This window comes from Pseudidiomarina sp. (assembly GCF_048268165.1).
Classification (GTDB): domain Bacteria; phylum Pseudomonadota; class Gammaproteobacteria; order Enterobacterales; family Alteromonadaceae; genus Pseudidiomarina.
Window position 1 is genome coordinate 284,023 of record NZ_JBLWWA010000003.1, and the last position, 21,646, is coordinate 305,668.

The following is a 21,646-nucleotide window of genomic DNA, read 5'->3' on the forward strand; positions in this document are numbered from 1 at the left end:
ACGTATTTGGCGTTAAACTATACAGCTACCTGCAACAACGCTCAGTTTAGGTGTTATGAATAAATTTTCGATTGTTACACGCATCGGTATTGCCCTAAGCGCCATGGTCGCGCTGACGATACTGACGTTGCTCGCGTCATATTGGCTGTCAGAAAAAGCGGACCATGATGCGCTGGCGATTAATGTTGCTGGTTCATTACGCTATCAAGCTTACCAATACAGCTGGCATGCCATGCACGACCCAGATAATGCGGCGACTGTGGCCACTGCGCTCAATGACAGCTGGAATCACCACGTTTTTAACCGTTTCAAAATTGAAGATAACGAACTAACCGATTTGTACACCGAATCAATGGCTAGCTGGCAAACATTTCAGCAGCAAGTAGCAACGGGCGAAATTACATCCGAGCAATTGGTTGCAGCAATCGGCCCACAAATTGATCAAATTAACGAGTTCGTTACTGCAATTCAGCAAGATGCTGAACAACGCATTCGCTCCATTCGCTCCATTCAAGTTTTATCGCTATTTGCCAGTATTGGCCTGGCCTTGGTTATTTTCTACTGGCTGCGCACGCGCGTACGCTACCCGCTGGAAGTGCTCACACAGGCTGCTCGCCGAATTGGCCAAGGTGATTTTACCGCGCGCGTGAAACACCCGATGAAAGACGAGCTGGGTGTACTTGCTGGTACCCTGAATAAAATGAATGAAGCGATCGGTTTTATGTACGGCAACCTTGAAAAGCGTGTCGACGAGCAGACACAAGCGATTCAGAAGTCGAATATTAGACTGCAATTCTTATACGACACAGCACGCACCATCATTGAACATTCGCCGGGTTATCACGACTTTACCGCGATTGTAAACGGCCTGAAACGGGCCTCAGAAGTTGACGATATTGAACTGTGTTTAATCACGGAAGCGGGCAACAAGCCGTATTTACAAGTGCAACCCATTGGCGCCCCCATCGACCCGTGTGAGGGTGTGGACTGCAGTCAGTGCGTAAACGCAGGTGGTGGTGTATCAATCATCGACGGCTTGCGAATTTATCGTTTCCCAATCGATCGCGAAGATCATAATTACGGGGTGTTGGTTGCGCGCTGTCCAACTAGTGAGCAACTCAGCGACTGGCAACAGCAACTCATTCAGTCGGTGGCCGACCAGCTTGCTGTGGCATTAAGCCTGAAACAAGAAGAAGAGCAAGTGCGACGTTTAGCGCTGATTCAGGAACGCACCGTGATTGCGCGTGAACTCCATGATTCACTCGCGCAGGCACTGTCTTATTTGAAGATTCAGGTCACGCGATTAAACAAAGCCATTGAGAAAGATAACCGAGAAGTTATCGAAGACGTTTCGAAAGAACTGAAAGAAGGTTTGAACGCGGCATACCGTCAGCTCCGAGAATTGCTGACAACGTTCCGTTTAAAAGTGGATGGCGCAGGTATGTTGCACGCACTGCAAACCACCATCAAACAGTTTAACGATCAGTCAGACATTGCGTTTCGTTTAGATTACCAATTAGAAAGCACACCACTGGTGCCCCACGAAGAAATTCATTTGCTGCAAATTATTCGTGAAGCTTGTCAGAATGCCATTCATCATAGCCAAGGTTCTGATGTGGTCGTGAAGCTGGCACAGGACGAAAATAATGGTATTCACCTAAGCATTGAAGATAACGGTGTCGGTATTCCAGAAAACGCAGAAAAACTGAATCACTATGGTTTAGCTATCATGCAGGAACGCAGTCGCCATTTAGGGGGTGACATTTCCATTCAACGCCGTGCCGCAGGTGGTACAGGAGTGTATTTCGAATTCACACCGCAGTACATATTAGAACGCCAGGATGCCCCAACAACGGCTTAAGGGTTATAAAACTCCGCTTTGTTACGCAAGTACATGTAAGCAACCAACACGGCGCATACCACATAGAATATGGCGAATACGAACAGCGCGTAAGCTGGGGTTGCCGTGGTGCTATTTACGTACCACAGCGCCGGAATATATGCAGCGCCAGCGCTAGCCACCGCAGTGAGCCAGCGCAGCGCCAGCGGCAACTGCTCCAGCGGTAACACCACGCTAACACTGCGAAAAATGGCACTACTTGCTGCTCCTGTTGCTATAAAAATAGTCAAGAACACCAACAGGTACCCCAAAAACCACTGTTCTGGCAGTGGGCTGTGCGTCGCTTTATACGTGATGACACCAGCCACCACGCTGCTTATCGCCAACACCACGGCACACCAAAAGGTTACCTTTGAGCCGCCAAATAAATCGGCTAACCAACCACCAAATGGGCGCGCCAAAACCCCCAGTAACGGGCCAATCCATGCATAGGTTAATGCGTTTGGGGTATACGTTGCGCTGAAATTTTGCAGACTTAATGGAAAGGTAATGGTGAACCCAATAAAAGAACCAAACGCCATCACGTACAGTAAGGTCATGACCCACGTATGTTTGTTACGCAATATTGCCCGGTAATGCGTACGGTCGGTAATCGTGCCGAAAGGCTTTGCTGGGTCATGTTGCGTGCGCCGAGCCACTTGCCAAACAATACTCGCAACGGCAATCGCCGCAATAATCACCCAACCCATATTCGACAACCACAGCGACGAACCTGGGGCAATAACGCCAACAATGTCACCACTTCCATGGGTTGAAACCCACGGCATGCCAGCAAGCGCGCCGAATAAATTTATACTCGATAGAAACGGCAAAGCCGCTTGCGCGATAACAATGCCCACACCGGCAATGCCAGCATTGACTGCGAGGGTCCAACCAAGGCCAGTTTTATCGATTTTGTCATTGCGGGTGAAGGCGATAAATTGTGCACCGCCAAACCCACAAGCTACTGCGAGCCACTGCAATGCCGCATAGCTTAATGGCGGGTGCATGAGCAACCACACCATGGCAGCGGCCGGGATCAAAAGGGCCGCGGTGCTTAGATAAATAAACCGGGATTGCATAGCACGCTCACCCAGCCAGAAAAACACAAAATGCCATGCCGTTGCACTGAGCCCCGATAAAGCCAGCAAGCGATAGAGCTGTGCGAAGTCAAAGCCAGCGTCGACTGAAAACAACTGCACCACCAGCACACTCAAGCTCATCCACAACGTCATGCCAACAATCAAATTGATTGCTGTTGGTTTATCGACAGTTGAGGACGCTCTTACCGTATTCACGCGCTGCTCCATAAAATTTTCCAATGTGTAAACTATGCGTGATCTCGCGCAGTACAACAATTCAGCGGGAGTGATAACTAGCAGGGCATAAGGGGCACGTAAAACTACCCCTTTTGGGTTAGATTGCGCTAACCTATACTTTGTCATGGAACAATGTGTAACAATACTGACCGAACGCAACAAAGTTGATGCAAACAAGGAGCTCGTCATGTCTGACACCCCCGCTAGCATAATGCTTGTGGATGACCATCCGCTGCTACGCAAGGGTTTGAAACAATTAATCTCGCTTGAAGATGGCTTGGAAGTTGTTGCTGAATGCAGTAACGGTGCCGATGCCCTGATTCGAGCAGAAGAACTGGACCCAGACCTGATCATTCTCGACCTTAATATGCAAGGTATGGACGGTTTAGAAACCTTGAAACGCATGCGCGACAATGGCGTAACCTCACGTATTGTCATGCTGACCGTGTCCGATGCTGATGAAGACGTGGTCACTGCTATCACCAATGGCGCTGATGGTTATTTGTTGAAGGACATGGATCCCGAATTGTTGCTGGAGCAAATTCAACGCGCTGTCGATGGGAAAATGGTTTTAAGCGAAGCCATTACCGAGGTGTTAGCCACTGCATTACGCCGCCCTTCAGCACCCACGGCGAGCAAACTGGACGGATTGACCAACCGTGAGCGAGAAATCTTAGAACTCATCGCCAAGGGCATGAGCAACAAGGTTATCGCGCGTGAATTGGATATTTCCGACGGCACGGTGAAAGTGCATGTAAAGCACCTGCTTAAAAAGCTTGGCCTACGTTCACGTGTAGAAGCTGCCGTGTGGATGGTCAATCAAGACACTTAAGTATTGTTGACCAACATCAAAGCATTACCTAACTAAACAGCCCACACTCGTGGGCTGTTTAGTTTCTGATAAGGGTATTGCGATGCAATTGGGTACTGCGATTACCAAAGCTCTGCGCCACATTGGCGTCAACGAGCTTTTTGGGATTCCTGGGGACTTTATTTTGCCAATGTTGCAACAGTTGCAACAACAACCCGACGCGCTGCCATTCTACTACCTGACCCACGAGCCAGCTGCCGTTTATGCAGCCGATGCCGCAGCCCGATGCGCAAACCGTCCGGCCGCTGTTGCACTGACCTACGGTGCTGGCGCATTGAATGGCGTCAATGCCGTGGCCCAAGCCTATGAAGAATATGTGCCGTTAGTTATTTTTGCCGGTTACCCCAGCCGCAACGAGATCGCTTCCGGCCTGCAAATTCATCATCAAGCCAAAACCATCGATTCTCAGCGCCGCATCTATACTGAAATTACCTGTTTGCAAGTACGCCTGGATAACGCTGAAACCGCGACACAAATGCTGCACGAGGCACTGCAAACCTGCAAAGAACAATCCCGTCCTGTGCTTATTGAAGTGCCCCGCGATGCGGTTGATTTTGAAATGGTGCCACTGCTGCCATTTCCCGCCTCGCGCAAACAGCCAGCCGGCGTTCATGAAGACGATTATCAACGGGTTGTTGCAGCATTAAGTATCGCCCGCCGGCCGGTTATTTTGAGTGGTGTTAATGTGCGACGCAGCGGCGCTCAACACGCTGTTGAATGTTTAGCCGAGCAATTTAATATTCCGCTGGTCACATCACTGCTCGGCCGCGCCAGCGTTAATCCACACCACCCTTGCTATGGCGGTGTATTTTGTGGCGCTACCGACACCTTGGCCTACCAGTTACTTAACAATGCCGACGTGATCATTGCTTTAGGCGTGGTTTACACGGACAGTAATTTCAGTGCCCACCGCGCATTGATACATGCGGCTCATTTTTATCGCGTAAATTTCCCCGAGCAGTCGTTGAAAAGCTGGTGCAGTCGACTGGCCAGTGAGCCATTGCCTTTGTTTGAAACGCGTAGTTTAAAACAGTCTGAACCGCAGCTTGAACCGCACTTTTCCACAGATAACGTGGTGCAGGAAATACACTGCCAACTATCACAGCAATCCACGATTGTTCCCATTGTCAGCGATGTAGGTGATTGTTTATTTGCGTCATTACGCGCTTCGCCGACAAAATTTTTAGCGCCAGCGTATTATGCGTCTATGGGATACTCCATACCGGCTGCCCTTGGCGTTTACGTTACCACCCGCCGGCGGCCTGTTGTTCTTGTCGGCGACGGCGCGTTTCTGATGACAGGGCTGGAGCTTGGCCAATGCTTACGGTATGGCTGCAAACCGATCGTTGTGCTGATTAATAATCATCGATGGGACATGATTGAGGCCTTCGCGCCAAATCTAAACTGCACCAAACTGCATCACTGGCAATATACCAGCATCGCTGCAGGCATGGGCATTGAAAGTATTCGGGCTCACGATCAGGAAAGCTTCGCAAAAGCATTTGCCAAGGCGTGGGCTGAACCTGACCAAGCGCACCTCATCGATGTTTGGATGCCAGAGAAAAGCCGTTCCGCGAAGCTGTCTAAATTTGCGGAAACCTTGACCTCAATCAATAAAACCAACTCAACCGAGGTATAAACTACCCGACCATTTTTAGGCACCATTAACCCAGTCAAAGGTTTTATGCAGTCACACCCATCTGAATTACTAAGCCCCGCGGGCAGCTTAAAAGCCATGCGGCTTGCTTTTGCATATGGCGCCGATGCTGTCTACGCTGGGCAGCCACGCTATAGCTTGCGCGTGCGCAACAATGAGTTTGATCTACCGCGCCTTGCACAGGGCATTGCTGAAGCGCATTCCTTAGGTAAAAAATTCTATGTGGTCGTAAACATTGCACCGCATAACTCGAAGTTGGTTACCTTTGTCGACGATATGGCGCCAGTTATTGCATTAAAGCCCGACGCATTGATTGTATCCGACCCCGGAATTGTGATGTTGTTGCGCGAGCATTATCCCAACCAGGCGCTGCATTTAAGTGTGCAAGCGAACACCGTCAACTGGGCCGCAGTAAAGTTCTGGCAACATCAAGGCATTGAACGGATCATCGTGTCGCGCGAACTCGAAGTGCGCGAGATTGCTGAAATTCGAGAAAGATGCCCAGAGATGGAAATTGAAGTGTTTGTGCATGGTGCCTTATGCATGGCTTATTCAGGCCGATGCCTCTTGTCCGGCTACTTCAATAAGCGCGACCCAAACCAAGGAGCTTGCACGAACTCGTGTCGCTGGCCTTATCAGGTGCACGACGCAGAAGAAGATGCGGTAGGCCAATTCAACCCGATTGATACCCCGGTGCTGCTGACTGAGCCACAGCGCCCTGGTGAATACATGCTGATGGACGAGGACCTGCACGGCACGTACATCATGAACTCCAAAGACTTGCGCGGCATTGAGCATGTGGATGCGCTCACCAAAATGGGCGTGCATTCATTGAAAATTGAGGGCCGTACCAAGTCACCTTATTACGTTGCACGTACCGCACAAGTTTACCGTCAGGCAATTGATGATGCCGCAGCTGGCAAGCCCTTTAACCGTGACTTATTGACCGAGCTTGACGGTATGGCCAACCGTGGCTTCACGGAAGGTTTTCTGCGCCGTCATGTACCCAGCGAAACCCAGAATTACGCCACCAGCCATAGCCAAGGTGAGCAATTACTGGTTGGTGAGATACTTGAGTGCGACGGTGCCAGCGCTACGGTTGAGGTTAAAAATGCCTTCGCTGTCGGCGACACGCTCATTCTAATGAAGCCTTCTGGTAACATAACCTTCACCTTACAGGCCATGGTGGACGCCAATCATCATGCACTTGAGCGCGCTGCGGGTGCGGGCCGCCAAGTTGGAGTGCGCCTACCCACGGCACTCAGTGCCGAAGAGGCGCAATTCAGTATGTTGATAAAAATAGCCGACGTAAAACCACAACCAACCATTCCTGTCGTCGAGGTGACCGATGCCTGTCGTCATTGATAGCGATTGCATTAATTGTGATATGTGCGTGCCTGAATGCCCAAACGATGCCATAGCCATGGGAAAACAGCATTATGTGGTCGATGGGGATAAATGCACGGAATGCGAAGGTTTCTACGACCAACCTGCTTGCATTCCGGTATGTCCAATTGAGTGCATGACACTGGTACCTGACGCTTAACGGCCAAGACAAGCACTCAGGTGCTTGTGCCAGAATTCGGTTGGCTGCTGCATAGTGCGACGGCCAACACTTATTTCACACACACATCGACCGTTTTTATTGGCCCGCGGTAATGGTAATACGATAATGCGGTGCGTATTCGCATACTCGGTGATGGCTTGCATCAGCGCCTCTTCATCACGGTCGATATGCAGGTGAAACATGGCACCTTGCGGCTCGCTTGGGTTCACAGTCACACCGTCAATACTGCCAAGTAACAGCCCCAACTCGCGGGCATAAACAACTGCATCAGCAACGGCAGCTAAGTTATCCTCAATCCCCTTCTCCGCAGCCAAAATGTACGGATACATGGAAATTAAGTTTCCTCCAGCGCGGCGACTCCAGATTTTTGCTTCAGCAATAAACGACGCTGAGCCCGCAAGTATCGCTCCGGCAATGCCGCCGATGTCTTTGTATAAACTCACATACACGGAATCCGCCAACTCACAAATTTCCGCTAAGCTACGCTGATAATAAGCGGGGCAATGCCATAACCGCGCGCCGTCAAAATGCACGGCGATGCCGCGCTCCTTCGCCCACTGTGATTGCGCTTGTAAGTCAGTCCATTGCGGCAATTGCCCGCCGATTTCACGCATCGGCAGTTCGAGTACGATTGCCGCCAATTGTTGCGCCTCTAATTGCTGTAAATCGCTGAGCGTCGGCACCTGCTCAGGTTGGCCTATAAGGTGCCCTTTTAATCCCCAAAGCTGTTGATAGCCATCGTGTTCATGCAGAACCAAATGCGAGCTTGGGTGCAAGCCCACGTGATTATTTTGGCGAGCGAGCGCATGAATTTTTAGGGCCAGCGGCTGGGCCAGCGTGCCGCTTGGCAAAAACAGTGCGGCCGGTTTACCCAACAAGGCCGCAAGTTTCGCTTCAAAATCCTCGATTAATGCACCGTTCCCGTACACGTCGGGCTCATCAACCCCTTCGGCTCTGTCAGCGAGTTGTCGCAAAACAGCCGCCATAGACTCCGGCGGATGACGCAAAATGGAATACTGCGCATGGCGTGCAGCGTGCTGATAGGCTTGGCGTAGGCTGTTCATCATGGTGTCACTTAGTAGCAAGAATAGTGCTCTATTAAAACCATTTTCATCGGAAAAATCTATTACGTTAGTCGTTTTTATTTACTTTGACTAAACTTCTAAAGCGCGTAGGGTGAGGTCATGGTCATCACAGTTTTGATGATGCAAACGAATTAATACGAGGAGATTTTATGAGTGACAATTCAGGCAAGTGCCCCGTCATCCACGGTGGTAATACTGCCACGGGAAAATCAAATATGGCTTGGTGGCCGAATGCTTTAAATCTCGACATTCTGCACCAGCACGATCGTAAAACGAACCCGCTCGACCCTGATTTCAACTATGCTGATGCGTTGAAGAAACTTGATGTTGAAGCCTTAAAACGCGATGTGAAAGCACTGATGACCGATAGCCAAGAATGGTGGCCGGCCGATTGGGGTCATTACGGTGGCCTAATGATTCGCATGGCCTGGCATGCTGCCGGCTCATACCGTGTTGCCGATGGCCGTGGTGGCGGCGGAACCGGAAACCAACGTTTTGCGCCACTAAACTCGTGGCCTGACAACGTCAATTTAGATAAAGCGCGTCGCTTGTTGTGGCCGATCAAGAAAAAGTACGGCAGCAAGATTAGCTGGGCCGATCTGATTATTTTAGCCGGCACCATGGCGTATGAATCGATGGGCTTACCTGCCTACGGTTTCGCCTTTGGTCGCGATGATATCTGGCACCCAGAAAAAGATATTTACTGGGGATCGGAAACCGAGTGGCTGGGTAAAGCGCGGTATGAAAAAGACGACAGCAAAACATTGGAAAACCCTTTAGCAGCGGTTCAGATGGGCTTAATTTACGTAAACCCTGAAGGTGTTGATGGCAATCCTGATCCGCTGCGTACCGCGCAAGATGTACGTGAAACATTTGCCCGCATGGCTATGAACGATGAAGAAACCGTTGCACTAGCTGCTGGCGGTCACACCGTTGGCAAATGTCACGGTAACGGCAAAGCGGAAAACCTTGGCCCCGAACCTGAAGCCGCGGATGTGCATGAGCAAGGTCTTGGTTGGAACAACACCACAACACGTGGTATTGGACGCGACACGGTAACCAGTGGCCTTGAAGGTGCTTGGACCACGAACCCAACGCAATGGGATAATGGCTATTTCTACTTGTTATTCACTTATGAATGGGAGCTGAAAAAGAGCCCTGCCGGCGCATGGCAGTGGGAACCAATTAACATCAAGGAAGAAGACAAGCCGGTTGATGTGGAAGACCCGTCAATTCGCCGTAATCCGATTATGACCGATGCCGACATGGCCATGAAAATGGACCCTGAGTATCGCAAGATTTCTGAGCGTTTCTACAATGACCCTGAATACTTCTCAGAAGTTTTCGCACGTGCTTGGTACAAGTTGACGCACCGTGACATGGGGCCTTTAGCACGCTATTTGGGACCAGATGTACCAAACGAAGAACTGATTTGGCAAGATCCGATACCGGCTGGCAACACCGATTATGATGTGGCTTCTGTGAAAGCAAAAATTGCAGACTCTGGTTTGTCACTTGCTGAGCTTGCCGCAACCGCATGGGACAGTGCGCGCACTTTCCGCGGTTCAGATCTTCGTGGCGGTGCCAATGGTGCGCGTATTCGTCTTGCGCCGCAAAAAGATTGGCAAGGCAATGAACCAGAGCGTTTGGCAAAAGTGCTGAGTAAACTCGAACCCATTGCTAAGGCTACTGGTGCCAGCGTTGCAGACGTGATTGTTCTTGGTGGTAACTATGCCATTGAACAGGCCGCCAAGAATGCGGGCTTTAATGTCGACGTGCCTTTCGCACCGGGTCGTGGTGATGCCACCGATGAACAAACGGACGTGGAAGCGTTTGAACCACTGGAGCCAATTCACGATGGCTTCCGCAACTGGGTCAAAAAGGATTACGCGGTACAACCTGAAGAGCTGTTGCTTGACCGCGCCCAGCTGCTGGGCTTAACTGCGCCGGAAATGACCGTGTTAATGGGCGGCCTGCGCGTACTTGGCACCAACTACGGTGGGAGCAAACACGGTGTGTTCACGGACCGTGTTGGAAGTTTAACCAACGACTTCTTTGTCACTTTAACCGACATGGCGTACACCTGGCAGCCAACTGGCAAAAACAGCTATGCCCTGAACGAGCGGAAAACGGGGGCAACCAAATACACCGCAACGCGCGTCGATTTAGTATTTGGCTCGAACTCAATTTTGCGTTCGTACGCTGAGCTTTATGCCCAGGATGATTCACAAGAGAAGTTTGTGAGAGATTTCGTTAAAGCGTGGACAAAAGTGATGAACGCGGATCGCTTTGACTTGAATTAATTAGCGACTGTGTTGAAAAAAGCCTGGCTCTGTTTGAGTCAGGCTTTTTTATTCACTTAATTCGTAGCTGCGCTGCTGGCATAAAACCCGCAACCAATCCAAAGCCGGCTGTCCTGCTTTTGAGCGCGGATAGGCTAAACCGATGGTGCGCTGCAAATTAATGCCTTTAATAGGCCGCAGTACCACATCCTGACGATCATGAAGTACCTCAAAGTCAGGCACTAAGGCGGCTCCAATTCCCGCCGAGACCAAGCCGAGTGCGTATTCAATAGTGTGGATGTCCGCTCGAATATCCGGCTGAATACCGTTACGGATAAGCTCTGGATAAAATTGAGACCACGCATCACATGGTGTTCGTTTGATCAGCGCTAAACCGTCAAAATCATCCAGCTGCAAGCTCTGTTGCAGTGCCAATGGGTGCCCTGCGGGCAGGGCAATCAAAAACCGGTCAGCCCATATTGGTAAAAACTGTTCGCCGGCTTTTAGCATTTTGGGTGTGATGATGCGCGCATCAGCATCATCCTCAGGCTCCACCAAATGCAACTCCAGCCCTTCAACACCTGCACTAAACTCACGTAGCAATTGGCTCATTCGCTCCACGCCCAAGGCGCGAATCAGCCCCAGCCGAAACTGCACGCGCTTCACGCTATGACGAAACGACGCTTTAAGCGATTGCATTTGACTGAGCAAGCGTCCCGCATGGCCATACAATCGCTCGCCATCTTCGGTTGGAGTAACGCCACGCGATTGCCGCACAAACAGCGTTGCCCCTAACTCGTCTTCGAGCTGCTGCAACGCCGTTGAAAGGCTTGGTTGGGCCACGTGACACGCGCGCGCAGCGGCACTAATACTGCCGTTTTCATACACCGCCACAAAGTAATTTAGTTGCCGCAAATCCATAGTTAAAAGCTATATCTGGTTTAGTTTTTATATGATTTAACTTTACACCAAACCGGAGTAAAGTGAAGTACAAATAAAAACCGTTATTCGTTATTGGTTACTCGTTACTCGTTAAAAAACGCCTAAAGACGGTTTTTTTGTTTCTTCGAATAACCAATAACGAATAACTAATAACGTCTCTTAAAACTGAGGATTTCCCATGGCGCGTTTCCCTTTTGACTGGCAAGACCCTTTTCAATTTTCATCCATGCTAACTGAAGAAGAACGCATGATTCGTGATACGGCACATCAATATTGCCAAGAGAAGCTTATGCCACGGGTGCTGACCGCAAACCGTGAAGAACGCTTTGACCGCGAAATTATGAATGAACTGGGCGAGCTTGGCTTATTGGGTGCAACCTTGCCAGAGAAATACGGCTGTGCGGAAGTAAACCACGTTTGTTATGGCTTGGTGGCGCGCGAAGTTGAGCGCGTTGACAGTGGCTATCGCAGTGCAATGAGTGTGCAATCAAGCTTGGTGATGCATCCAATTCACGCGTACGGTACCGAAGCACAACGCATGAAATATTTGCCGAAACTTGCCAGTGGTGAATGGGTGGGCTGCTTTGGTTTGACCGAACCCGATGCGGGATCAGATCCCGCCGGCATGCGCACCACGGCCAAGAAAGTTGACGGTGGCTATGTACTGAAAGGCACTAAAATGTGGATAACCAACTCGCCAATTGCCGATGTATTTGTGGTTTGGGCAAAACTTGACGGCGAGATTCGTGGCTTTGTGCTGGAAAAAGGCATGAAGGGCCTATCTGCACCAAAAATTGAAGGCAAATTCTCACTGCGTGCATCAATTACCGGTGAAATTGTCATGGATAACGTGGAAGTGCCGGAAGATGCCTTGCTACCTAATGTAAGTGGTTTAAAAGGACCTTTCGGATGCTTAAATAAAGCCCGTTACGGTATTGCTTGGGGCGCTCTTGGCGCTGCAGAGTTTTGCTGGCATGCAGCGCGTCAATACACGCTCGATCGGCACCAGTTTAACCGTCCACTTGCTGCCACCCAGTTAATTCAAAAGAAACTGGCCGACATGCAAACGGAGATTTCGATTGGCCTCTTGAGCTGTATTCAAGCCGGTCGGTTGATGGATTTAGACCAGTTGCCCCCAGAAACCATTTCACTCATTAAACGCAACTCGTGCGGTAAGGCCCTCGACATTGCGCGCGTGGCCCGTGACATGCACGGCGGTAACGGCATTGCTGATGAGTACCATGTGATTCGTCATGTGATGAACCTTGAGGCCGTAAATACCTACGAAGGCACGCACGACGTGCATGCTTTGATCTTAGGTCGCGCGCAAACCGGTTTACAAGCGTTCGGTTAAACACCAGCAACGTCGCAGGAGGTTTCCTATGGCTGCAGCAATGCACCCGTGGCTGGTTGAGTTTATCCAGCGTATTGAGCAAAACCAGTTGCCCCCGGCTCATGCAGCCGGCGGTGTACTGAGTGATGCAGACTTATTTGAGCTATTTGAGTCACAACTCGATAGCCGCTTGCTCGACTTGCAATCGCGGCTGATGCAGGCCGCTGGCCAAAGTTTCTATACCATTGGCAGCGCTGGCCATGAAGGCAATGCGGCGATTGCAAAAGCCTTGCGTGTCACCGACCCGGCGTTTTTACACTACCGCAGTGGCGCGTTTTTCGTGCAACGCGCCAAGCAAGCGCCAGGCAGCACACCTCTGTATGACATGATGCTCAGCTTTGCCGCATCAGCCGACGAGCCTATAGCTGGCGGGCGACATAAAGTTTTGGGCAGCTTGCATTTAAATGTGCCACCACAAACCAGCACCATTGCTTCGCATGTTCCTAAGGCGATGGGCACGGCATTTGCCATTGGTCTGTCGAAACGCTTGAACCATCAAGGTACCTGGCCCAACGATGCCATTGCTATGTGTAGCTTTGGTGACGCATCAGCCAACCATTCGACCGCGCTTGGTGCGATTAACTCGGCCAGTTGGGCAGCCTATCAACAAATTCCAATGCCACTGTTATTGGTTTGCGAAGACAACGGCTTGGGCATTTCTACCCACACCCCAAAAGGCTGGATTCAACAGCAATTGAGCCAACGCCCAGCGCTAAAATACTTTTTTGCCGACGGCAGCAATTTGGCCGAAACCTATTTGGTGGCCCGTGAGGCAGCTGATTATGTTCGCCAAAAACGCAAACCTGCGGTATTGCATCTGCGCACCGTTCGCCTATTTGGCCATGCCGGTGCTGATGCTGAAGTGGCTTATCGCAGCAAGCAAGAGATAGCCCTCGATAGCGAGCGTGATCCGCTACTGCATAGTTGTGCCGCTTTGATCAGCCGTGGTTTATTTGAGCACCAACAACTGATTGCGTTTATTCAGTCACAGCAGCAACGCATTGCGCGCATTGCCGCGCAAGCCTCAAAGCAACCCAAGTTAGAAACTGCCGAACAAGTGATGGCGTCAATCACGCCGCCGGTGCGCACGCAAGCGCTACCGGCGCCGGTTACTGGCGAGCAACGCCAGGCACTGTTTAAGTGGGACAAACACAATACCAGCAAGCCGCAACACTTGGGCAAAATGCTGAACTGGGCACTGCATGACTTGATGGCGCAACACGGTAACATCGTCATGTGCGGCGAGGACATTGCCAAGAAAGGCGGTGTGTACCATGTAACACAACACTTAATGGAAGCCTTTGGTGCGAACCGCGTGTTAAATACCGTATTGGACGAGCAAAGTATTCTGGGGTTAGCCATCGGCATGGCCCAGCAAGGCTTTATTGCGATGCCAGAAATACAGTTTTTGGCTTATGTGCATAATGCCGAAGATCAAATTCGTGGTGAAGCGGCAACCTTATCGTTTTTCTCCAACGGTCAATACACCAACCCCATGGTTATTCGTATTGCTGGCCTTGCCTATCAACGCGGGTTTGGCGGGCACTTCCACAATGACAACTCGTTTGCCGTATTTCGAGACATTCCGGGCGTTATCTTACTGTGTCCTAGCAATGGCCGTGAAGGTGCATTGTTGATGCGCCAAGCAGTTACACTGGCTGCACGCGAGCAGCGGGTGGTGATTATGTTGGAGCCCATTGCACTTTACATGACACGCGACTTGCATCAAGACGGTGACGGTGGCTGGTTGTGCGATTATCCCGACCCAGAACAGCCGATACCTGAATTGGGCGAGCCGACCATTTACGGTGAGGGTAACGAGCTGGCGATTGTCTCCTACGGCAACGGCTATTATTTAAGCCGTCAAGCCGAAGCAAAACTTGCTGAGCAAGGCTACAACGTGCGGGTGCTTGATTTGCGCTGCTTAGTGCCTTTGCATGTGGATAAAGTCATTGCGGCTTTAGGCGGCTGTAAAAAAGTACTGATTGTGGATGAATGCCGCCGCCGTGGGTCGCTCAGTGAAGAGTTATTCACAGCGCTGCATGAACACAAGCCTGGTCTGTTTACAGTTTTACGCATAAACGCGGAAGATAGCTTCATTCCGCTCGGTAAAGCTGCATACAGTGTGTTGCCATCAACAGCACAGATTGTTGACGGCGCCAAAGCTTTGTTGGAGGCAAACTGATGACAGCGGATAAAAAAACCGCCTTGGTTGTATGCCCCGGTCGCGGCACGTACAACAAACCCGAACTAGGCTCAATTTCGGCCAATATCGCCGATAATAATCAATTATCGGCGAATATACTGCAAGAAATTGATGGCATCCGCAGCGAACTCGGGCTGCCAACAGTGACTGATCTCGACCAAGCACCATTATTTAAAACGTCATTGCATCAAAAGCCAGAAAACGCAGCTGCATTAATTTATGCCGGCGGTTATTTGGATTATTTGGCGATTAATCGCGAGCAGTACGACATTGTCGGCATTACTGGCAACTCAATGGGTTGGTACACCGCGATGGCCTGCGCTGGCTGTTGGAATATCGACACCAGCACCCGCTTAGTCACTAACATGGCGCAGCTGACGGCCGGTGGTGAAGGTGCCCAATTTATCTACCCCGTGGTTGACAATGAATGGCGCCCTAGCGCTGAATTGAGAGCTGCCATTGATGCCCAATTAGCCCGCTTTCCCGGCGACCTGATGATGTCGATTCAGTACGGCGGTTACGCGGTAATTGCCGGTTCAACGGAAGCCTGCAACGCTGCGGTTGCTGCATTACCGCGCGTGGATGATCGATTCCCGATGGTGCTGCCGGGCCACGCCGCGTTTCATACACACTTTATGAATTCAGCTTCGGAACAGGCATTATCGCTGTGGCCTGCTGCGGCATTCAAGGCCCCACAGACAGCTTTAGTGGACGGCAGGGGATATCTCTGGTCACCGCACGTGGTAGACAGCAAAGCGCTGCAGCACTACACCTTAGGGCATCAAGTTACACAAACCTACGACTTTAGCCGCGCCATACAAGTTGCCGTGAAAGAACTAGCGCCGGATACCATTATTTTGCTCGGCCCAGGCGCCGGTTTGGGGGGCGCGGTTGCCCAAGCGCTCATTGATATTCGTTGGCAAGGCTTAGCGAGTAAGAGCGACTTTGTGGCGCGCCAGCAAAGTGACGCGCCTTATGTGTTGGCTATGGGTTTACATGAACAGCGTGCTCTGGTGACAGGTTAGCAAAACGAACGGGCAAGGCGCGCAGGCAAGCTTTACCGCGCGCCGTTAAGTCCGTCATAAACTGAAACTGCTGACGGGGATCTATCGGATAAGCCTTGAGCCGATAATGGGTACCCCACGGCTCTTCGCTGATAATGACCGTTATCGGCTGCTTCAGTTGCACATACGGACTGGTTAAAGCAACGTCTTCAAGCACCTGCTTAACTCTGTGGGCGTCGTGATCCGCCGTTAAATAGAAACTGGTTACACACATTAAGCTGGGGCCGCCATTATTAGCGTTGTGAATGAGCTCGGTCCACAGCTTTAAATGCGGCACAAACACCACGGTGTCATCTGGCGTCACCATCTCAACCGCACGCATACCTATGTGCTTTACTTCACCGTAGGTACCATTCACCTCTATCCAATCACCGGGCCGGTATGGCAACTCGTAAACCGCCACAATGCCCGCAATAAGGCTACTAACATAATCCTTCATGGCGAAGCCAATGGCCAAGCCCGCAGCACCAAGAATTGCGACCATATTTTGTACCGTGGTTTCAATCACCATCGGTACAATCCAGATAATTGCTAGAACAAATACGATCACGCGTAGCGTTGGAATCATTGCGAGTACAAACAGGCGCTGCTTGCCATGCAACCGATCGGCCACCCACGGAAACACACGTTGGCTCAACCAGATAATTGCAACTGAGACCGTGATCACAACCGCGATTTCAATCACCGCATCACTGGTGACGGTTTTAAATAACCCGAGAATTTTATCTGTTTCCATTGTTCACCCTACTGCTTACTTGTTGTCCTAAAAGGCATCGACAAAAAATCCACGACTACGCAAAAAGTCTCGTACAGCCAAATAACCATAAACCGTAATGCGCCATACTTCGTCGTCATAACTAATGAGTTTCGCTTGCTGCAACTGCAGCAGTTGTACATCCAATTGATCGGCAGCAATCATCGGCAGCACTTTTTGCAACGTTCGGCCGGAAAGGCCCGTGTGTAATAGCAGGGTATAGAGCACAAAAGCGGTTTCATCGTGGCAATCCGAAGGCATACTTGGTAGGTCATGTTCGTCGTCTTTTTCAACCGCCCATAAGGCTAATGCCAAGCCAAGGTTACCAAAAGCTCTGGCAGCCAAGCTCTTGAGCTTCTTTTCATCAGCTTGAATACCAACCTCCCGCATCAGTTTTTCATCAGCCGCCGCAAAGCAATACACATTGGGCATATTGACCGGCCAAGCGCGTTGCAAAAAGGCAAAAGACCAACTGTCGCAAACCACCACTCCTTGACCGAGCTCCCCGCGAAAAAGCTTAGGCAGCAGTGCACGAATAAACGCCAAACCGTCTGTGCCGCGGCGCCAATAATTTGAGAGATCATCAATTATCCACTGCGCGCTTGCTTGCGGCTTCCACCAAGAATCGATATCAACATCAGCAAGTTCAGATTCCTGCGGAGCCGTTATTTTGCGCCAGTTATGACGTTCGGCCCATTCACGGGCAATGGCAGCGGTACCGCTAAAAGGCGGGCTAATCAGAAACTTGATGCCGGGTTCACCCGCTTCCCGCCATTCATCCCAAGCCTTATCTAATGCATCGGCACCCGGCGTTAAATCAAATTCCCGATAGCCTGGAAAATCGTTCTCTTGCTCGTCACTTGGCGCTTCATCGCGTTTTGGAAAAAGATTTCGAAAATGCTGAGCCAGCTGCTGCACTTTGGTGCTGGCCGGTGCGTCGGGTCGTTTGAATTCGGCCAAGCGTATAACCTGCCAATTGTTGGATGTTGACATATTTGTTTCGTGCCCTTGTTGCAACGTTTAGTGCATTTTAATAGCTGATTTTAGCGCGCCCGATGGTATTGGTGTCCGTGCCAAACCAAAGTGCACGACTGGCTGGGTCAAATACCATGTGCCGAATGGTTCCGCCACCGCTTTCTACTTCAACGGGCTTGGTAAAGGTTTCGCTCACCGAATCAAACCCAACAATGCGGTTGGGGCGCACACCAGTTTCCGCGACCCACACATAGCCACGGTGATCAACGGCCATGGCATAAGGCATTGAGCTGACACCGGCTGGCATCGGCCACTCATCAATTTGGTCGGTAGCGGGGTTCCAGCGGCCCAAATAACCACCCGCATAATCAACGTACCAGAAATGCCCCTGCGCATCGACACCTAACCGACGCGGGCGATTATTATCACGTGGCAGCTGAATTTCCTGCGGGGTATTGTTTTCGTCCAATGTCAGCAACTTGTTGGTGCCAAACAGAGCAACCCAAGGCTTCCCTTGAAACACCACCAAGCCATATGGCCGAGCGTTTGGGGTAGGCACATCCCACAAGCGAATGGCATTGGTTTCTGCATCCATGTGGCCGATTTGATTGGCGCCTTGCGCGGTAAACCAAATGTCGCCGTTATAATCAAATTCCATGGTATGCACGTCGCGACGGCCTGAGCCAGGCAGTGGATATTGCGTTATTTCAAAGGTTTCTCGATCAATCTTCCCAATATGTGCGGCTTTGTTGCCGGCATACCAAGCACCACGTTCATCGACAATAATGTTATGTGGCCCAGCTCCGTCAGGTAAATCAATCCGTTTCATGGCCCCTGTTTCAGGGTTTAAAACTGCGGCATAATCGGAAGCTTGGCCGACAAACCAAACTTCGTCTTCACCTGCAACGAACGGGTCTCGGGGGCGCGAGTTTTCCCATGGCACCTGCCATTCTGTAATTTCTACCGTCGCCTGCGCGCTCGCGGGTACGTCTGCGTTAAGCATTAACGCCAAAGTAAGTGACAACATAAAGCCTCCCGATCGTTAATCGTTAATCGTTAATCGTTAATCGTTAATCGTTAATGGAGTATAGTCGGTGCTTCGTTTATAGTGATTTTATCTTGTAGGAAAAACGAATAACCAACAACGAGTAACGGTCTTGTCATGTTAGAAATCTTCATTGCGGTTTTATTCTTTGCATTCTCGACCACCATAACCCCGGGGCCGAATAATGTCATGATCATGTCATCTGGCATGAACTATGGCGTCAAAGCCAGCTTGCCGCACTTTTTCGGTATTTGCTTTGGCTTTCCGGTCATGGTTTTGCTCGTTGGTTTGGGTTTTGGGGTAATCTTTGATCGTTACCCAAACCTGCACCAGCTCATTAAGGTACTGGGCATAATTTACTTGCTCTGGCTGGCATGGCATATCGGTACTGCTGAACCCAAAGCCATTAAGAAGGGCGAGAAAAAGCCATTTACGTTTTGGCAAGCTGCGTTGTTTCAGTGGGTTAATGCCAAGGCTTGGGTCATGGCAACCGGTGCGGTTGCCGCATTTACCACGGTAGCAGGCTCACCGTTGCTTGAAGTGCTGGCCATTACCCTGGCATTTTTACTGATGGCTTTTCCGTGTGTCGGGGTGTGGTTGGTGTTTGGTTCACTGTTGCGAAAAGTGCTGACCAATCCAATTATGCAGCGCTTATTTAATATCACCATGGCTTTGATTTTGGTGCTTTCTATAGTGCCAGTGGTGGTTGACCTTTGGTACTTCTATTTTGCCCCTGCGGCTTAGCCGTTAAAATCGGCTAACCGGTTCGTCATCGGCGTCTAAATAGGCGCTGATGGCAGCAATAAATTCCTGGCCGTAGCGTTCGAGTTTTTTCTGCCCCACCCCAGTAATTGCCAGCATTGCGGTTTCATCAATGGGATAATTAACAGCCATTTCCACCAAGCTGGTGTCATTAAATACCACAAAAGGTGGCACTTCTTCAGCATCCGCAATGGTTTTGCGCAGCGCGCGTAAGCGCCGAAATAGCACTTTATCGTAATCACCGCGGTCAGCAACCCGCGGCTTACTCACCACCAAGTTTATCCGCGGTTCGGCTAACTGTAGCGCAATTTCGCCCCGTAGCACGGGGCGCGCAGCATCGGTGAGCTGTAATACGCCATATTGCTGCACATTTTGAATTACCAAGCCGCGATGTATCAGCTGTCGCACGACGCCTAGCCAATATTCGTGGCTTTGATCAGCACCAATGCCATAGGTTGATAGCTTATCGTGACCAAGCTCCATTAAACGTTGCGATTTACTCCCGCGCAGAACATCAATCACGTGGTTCATACCAAAACGTTGGCTGACACGATAAATGCACGACAATACTTTTTGCGCATCTACAGTGCCATCGTATTGGCGAGGCGGATCTAAACAAATATCGCAGTTCCCACAGGGCTTATCGCGGTATTCATTAAAATAATTTAACAGCACCAACCGACGACAGGTTTGCGCTTCACTCATGGCTTGCATCGCCGCAAATTTATGTTGTTCAATGCGGCGACGATCTTCATCTGGGTGGTCCACAATAATACTTTTTATCCAGGCCGCATCGGAGGGGTCGTAAAGCAATACCGCTTCAGCCGGTAAGCCGTCGCGCCCCGCTCGGCCTGTTTCCTGGTAATACCCCTCAACGCTACGGGGCACGTCAAAATGCACCACAAATCGAACGTTTGGCTTGTTAATTCCCATTCCAAAAGCCACGGTGGCAACCACCACGTCAATGTCATCCCGGACAAAACCGCGTAATACAAATTCGCGCTGACTATGCGCCATGCCAGCATGGTAGCCAGCCGCACGCAGCCCTTCGCGTTGTAATTTTTCGGCCAGTTCTTCTACTTTTTTACGGCTACCGCAATACACAATTCCGGATGCGCCACGTTGTTTTTTAATGTAGTCCGTTACTTGCTTGTAGGGTTTGTACTTTTCTTCAACCACATAGCGAATGTTCGGCCGGTCGAACGAGCCTTTATAAACCACAGGATCATGCAAATGCAGGCGGGTAATGATATCGGCCTCGGTGGCCGCATCTGCAGTTGCAGTAAGCGCCATAAAGGGCACATTGGGTAAGGTTTCGCGTAACTGGCCTAACTGACCATATTCTGGCCTGAAATCATGGCCCCACTGCGAAATGCAGTGTGCTTCGTCAATCGCGACTAAGCTCACCTGCCACTGTTGCAACAAGCGAATGAAGAATCCTTGCATTGCGCGCTCGGGGCTCACATACAACAAACGAATCGAATTACTGTTCAATTGCTGCATGATGCTGGTGTTTTGTTCTGGTGTTAGTCCGTTATTTAGTGCAGCAGCCGCCACACCCATAGTCTGCAGTGCTTCCACTTGGTCTTGCATCAAGCTAATAAGCGGTGAGATAACCACAGTTAACCCGTCACTGGCTAACGCCGGCAACTGATAGCATAACGACTTTCCGCCGCCGGTAGGCATGAGCACCAACGCATCGCGGTGCTGCTGCACAGCTTCGATTACCTGCTGTTGGCCTTCGCGAAACGCGGTATAGCCAAATACATCGGCAAGAAGTTGTGACAGCGCAGACTCAGACAAAATTACGTCTCCAATTGACGAGAACATATTGAAGGCCCTATT

Annotated in this window: 17 protein-coding genes; 10 read left to right on the forward strand and 7 right to left on the reverse strand. The window is 50.5% G+C overall.

Annotated elements, in window-relative coordinates:
- The first annotated feature begins 55 nt into the window (after positions 1–55).
- Positions 56–1,861: an ATP-binding protein gene (locus ACN0UY_RS09650; RefSeq protein ID WP_417666596.1), complete on the forward strand. Its 1,806-nt coding sequence runs from the start codon at positions 56–58 to the stop codon at positions 1,859–1,861.
- Here ACN0UY_RS09650 and ACN0UY_RS09655 read toward each other — a convergent pair.
- Positions 1,858–3,177: a hypothetical protein gene (locus ACN0UY_RS09655; protein ID WP_417666598.1), complete on the reverse strand. Its 1,320-nt coding sequence runs from the start codon at positions 3,175–3,177 to the stop codon at positions 1,858–1,860. The two genes, ACN0UY_RS09650 and ACN0UY_RS09655, sit on opposite strands and share 4 nt — an antisense overlap.
- A 208-nt stretch (positions 3,178–3,385) precedes the next feature.
- On the opposite strand from ACN0UY_RS09655, the gene narL reads away from it, so the two are divergent.
- The 4 genes from narL (at position 3,386) to ACN0UY_RS09675 (ending at position 7,272) form a co-directional block, all read left to right on the forward strand.
- A complete protein-coding gene (narL, locus tag ACN0UY_RS09660) occupies positions 3,386–4,030 on the forward strand; it encodes a two-component system response regulator NarL (RefSeq protein ID WP_417666600.1) in 645 nt (214 codons plus the stop codon).
- Positions 4,031–4,112: 82 nt separating this feature from the next.
- A complete protein-coding gene (locus tag ACN0UY_RS09665; RefSeq protein ID WP_417666602.1) occupies positions 4,113–5,708 on the forward strand; it encodes a thiamine pyrophosphate-binding protein in 1,596 nt (531 codons plus the stop codon).
- Between the two features lie 45 nt (positions 5,709–5,753).
- Positions 5,754–7,091 (forward strand): tRNA 5-hydroxyuridine modification protein YegQ, encoded by a 1,338-nt coding sequence (gene yegQ, locus ACN0UY_RS09670; protein ID WP_417666604.1) that lies wholly within the window; start codon positions 5,754–5,756, stop codon positions 7,089–7,091.
- A complete protein-coding gene (locus tag ACN0UY_RS09675) occupies positions 7,075–7,272 on the forward strand; it encodes a YfhL family 4Fe-4S dicluster ferredoxin (RefSeq protein ID WP_417666606.1) in 198 nt (65 codons plus the stop codon). The genes yegQ and ACN0UY_RS09675 overlap by 17 nt, the downstream gene beginning before the upstream one ends.
- Here ACN0UY_RS09675 and ACN0UY_RS09680 read toward each other — a convergent pair.
- A complete protein-coding gene (locus ACN0UY_RS09680) occupies positions 7,269–8,360 on the reverse strand; it encodes a threonine aldolase family protein (protein ID WP_417666608.1) in 1,092 nt (363 codons plus the stop codon). The genes ACN0UY_RS09675 and ACN0UY_RS09680 overlap by 4 nt on opposite strands.
- 167 nt (positions 8,361–8,527) lie before the next feature.
- Between ACN0UY_RS09680 and katG the strand changes: the two genes are divergently transcribed.
- Complete coding sequence (gene katG / locus ACN0UY_RS09685) at positions 8,528–10,681, forward strand: catalase/peroxidase HPI (RefSeq protein WP_417666610.1); 2,154 nt, start codon at positions 8,528–8,530, stop codon at positions 10,679–10,681.
- Between the two features lie 48 nt (positions 10,682–10,729).
- Here katG and ACN0UY_RS09690 read toward each other — a convergent pair whose 3' ends face one another.
- On the reverse strand, positions 10,730–11,581 hold the full coding sequence (locus ACN0UY_RS09690; protein ID WP_417666612.1) for a LysR family transcriptional regulator: 852 nt from the start codon (positions 11,579–11,581) through the stop codon (positions 10,730–10,732).
- 199 nt (positions 11,582–11,780) lie between these two features.
- Here ACN0UY_RS09690 and ACN0UY_RS09695 point away from each other — a divergent pair, with 199 nt between their 5' ends.
- From ACN0UY_RS09695 to ACN0UY_RS09705, 3 genes are read left to right on the forward strand one after another with little or no spacing between them, the layout of a single operon-like run.
- The gene (locus tag ACN0UY_RS09695; RefSeq protein WP_417666614.1) at positions 11,781–12,956 is read left to right on the forward strand and encodes an acyl-CoA dehydrogenase; all 1,176 of its coding nucleotides are present in this window, start codon (positions 11,781–11,783) and stop codon (positions 12,954–12,956) included.
- A 28-nt stretch (positions 12,957–12,984) separates the two neighbouring features.
- The gene (locus ACN0UY_RS09700; protein ID WP_417666616.1) at positions 12,985–15,180 is read left to right on the forward strand and encodes a thiamine pyrophosphate-dependent enzyme; all 2,196 of its coding nucleotides are present in this window, start codon (positions 12,985–12,987) and stop codon (positions 15,178–15,180) included.
- The gene (locus ACN0UY_RS09705; protein WP_417666618.1) at positions 15,180–16,226 is read left to right on the forward strand and encodes a malonyl CoA-ACP transacylase; all 1,047 of its coding nucleotides are present in this window, start codon (positions 15,180–15,182) and stop codon (positions 16,224–16,226) included. Before ACN0UY_RS09700 ends, ACN0UY_RS09705 begins: the two co-directional genes overlap by 1 nt.
- Here ACN0UY_RS09705 and ACN0UY_RS09710 read toward each other — a convergent pair.
- From ACN0UY_RS09710 to ACN0UY_RS09720, 3 genes are read right to left on the reverse strand one after another with little or no spacing between them, the layout of a single operon-like run.
- Positions 16,186–17,001 (reverse strand): mechanosensitive ion channel family protein, encoded by an 816-nt coding sequence (locus ACN0UY_RS09710; protein ID WP_417666620.1) that lies wholly within the window; start codon positions 16,999–17,001, stop codon positions 16,186–16,188. The genes ACN0UY_RS09705 and ACN0UY_RS09710 overlap by 41 nt on opposite strands.
- A 27-nt stretch (positions 17,002–17,028) precedes the next feature.
- Positions 17,029–18,012, reverse strand: coding sequence for a hypothetical protein (locus ACN0UY_RS09715; protein WP_417666622.1), 984 nt, complete (start codon positions 18,010–18,012; stop codon positions 17,029–17,031).
- 37 nt (positions 18,013–18,049) lie between these two features.
- Complete coding sequence (locus tag ACN0UY_RS09720) at positions 18,050–19,021, reverse strand: lyase (protein ID WP_417666624.1); 972 nt, start codon at positions 19,019–19,021, stop codon at positions 18,050–18,052.
- Positions 19,022–19,156: 135 nt separating this feature from the next.
- Between ACN0UY_RS09720 and ACN0UY_RS09725 the strand changes: the two genes are divergently transcribed.
- Complete coding sequence (locus ACN0UY_RS09725) at positions 19,157–19,783, forward strand: LysE family translocator (RefSeq protein WP_417666626.1); 627 nt, start codon at positions 19,157–19,159, stop codon at positions 19,781–19,783.
- 3 nt (positions 19,784–19,786) lie between these two features.
- On the opposite strand, the gene recQ is transcribed toward ACN0UY_RS09725, so the two are convergent.
- Positions 19,787–21,631: a DNA helicase RecQ gene (recQ, locus tag ACN0UY_RS09730; RefSeq protein WP_417666628.1), complete on the reverse strand. Its 1,845-nt coding sequence runs from the start codon at positions 21,629–21,631 to the stop codon at positions 19,787–19,789.
- Positions 21,632–21,646 lie beyond the last annotated feature (15 nt).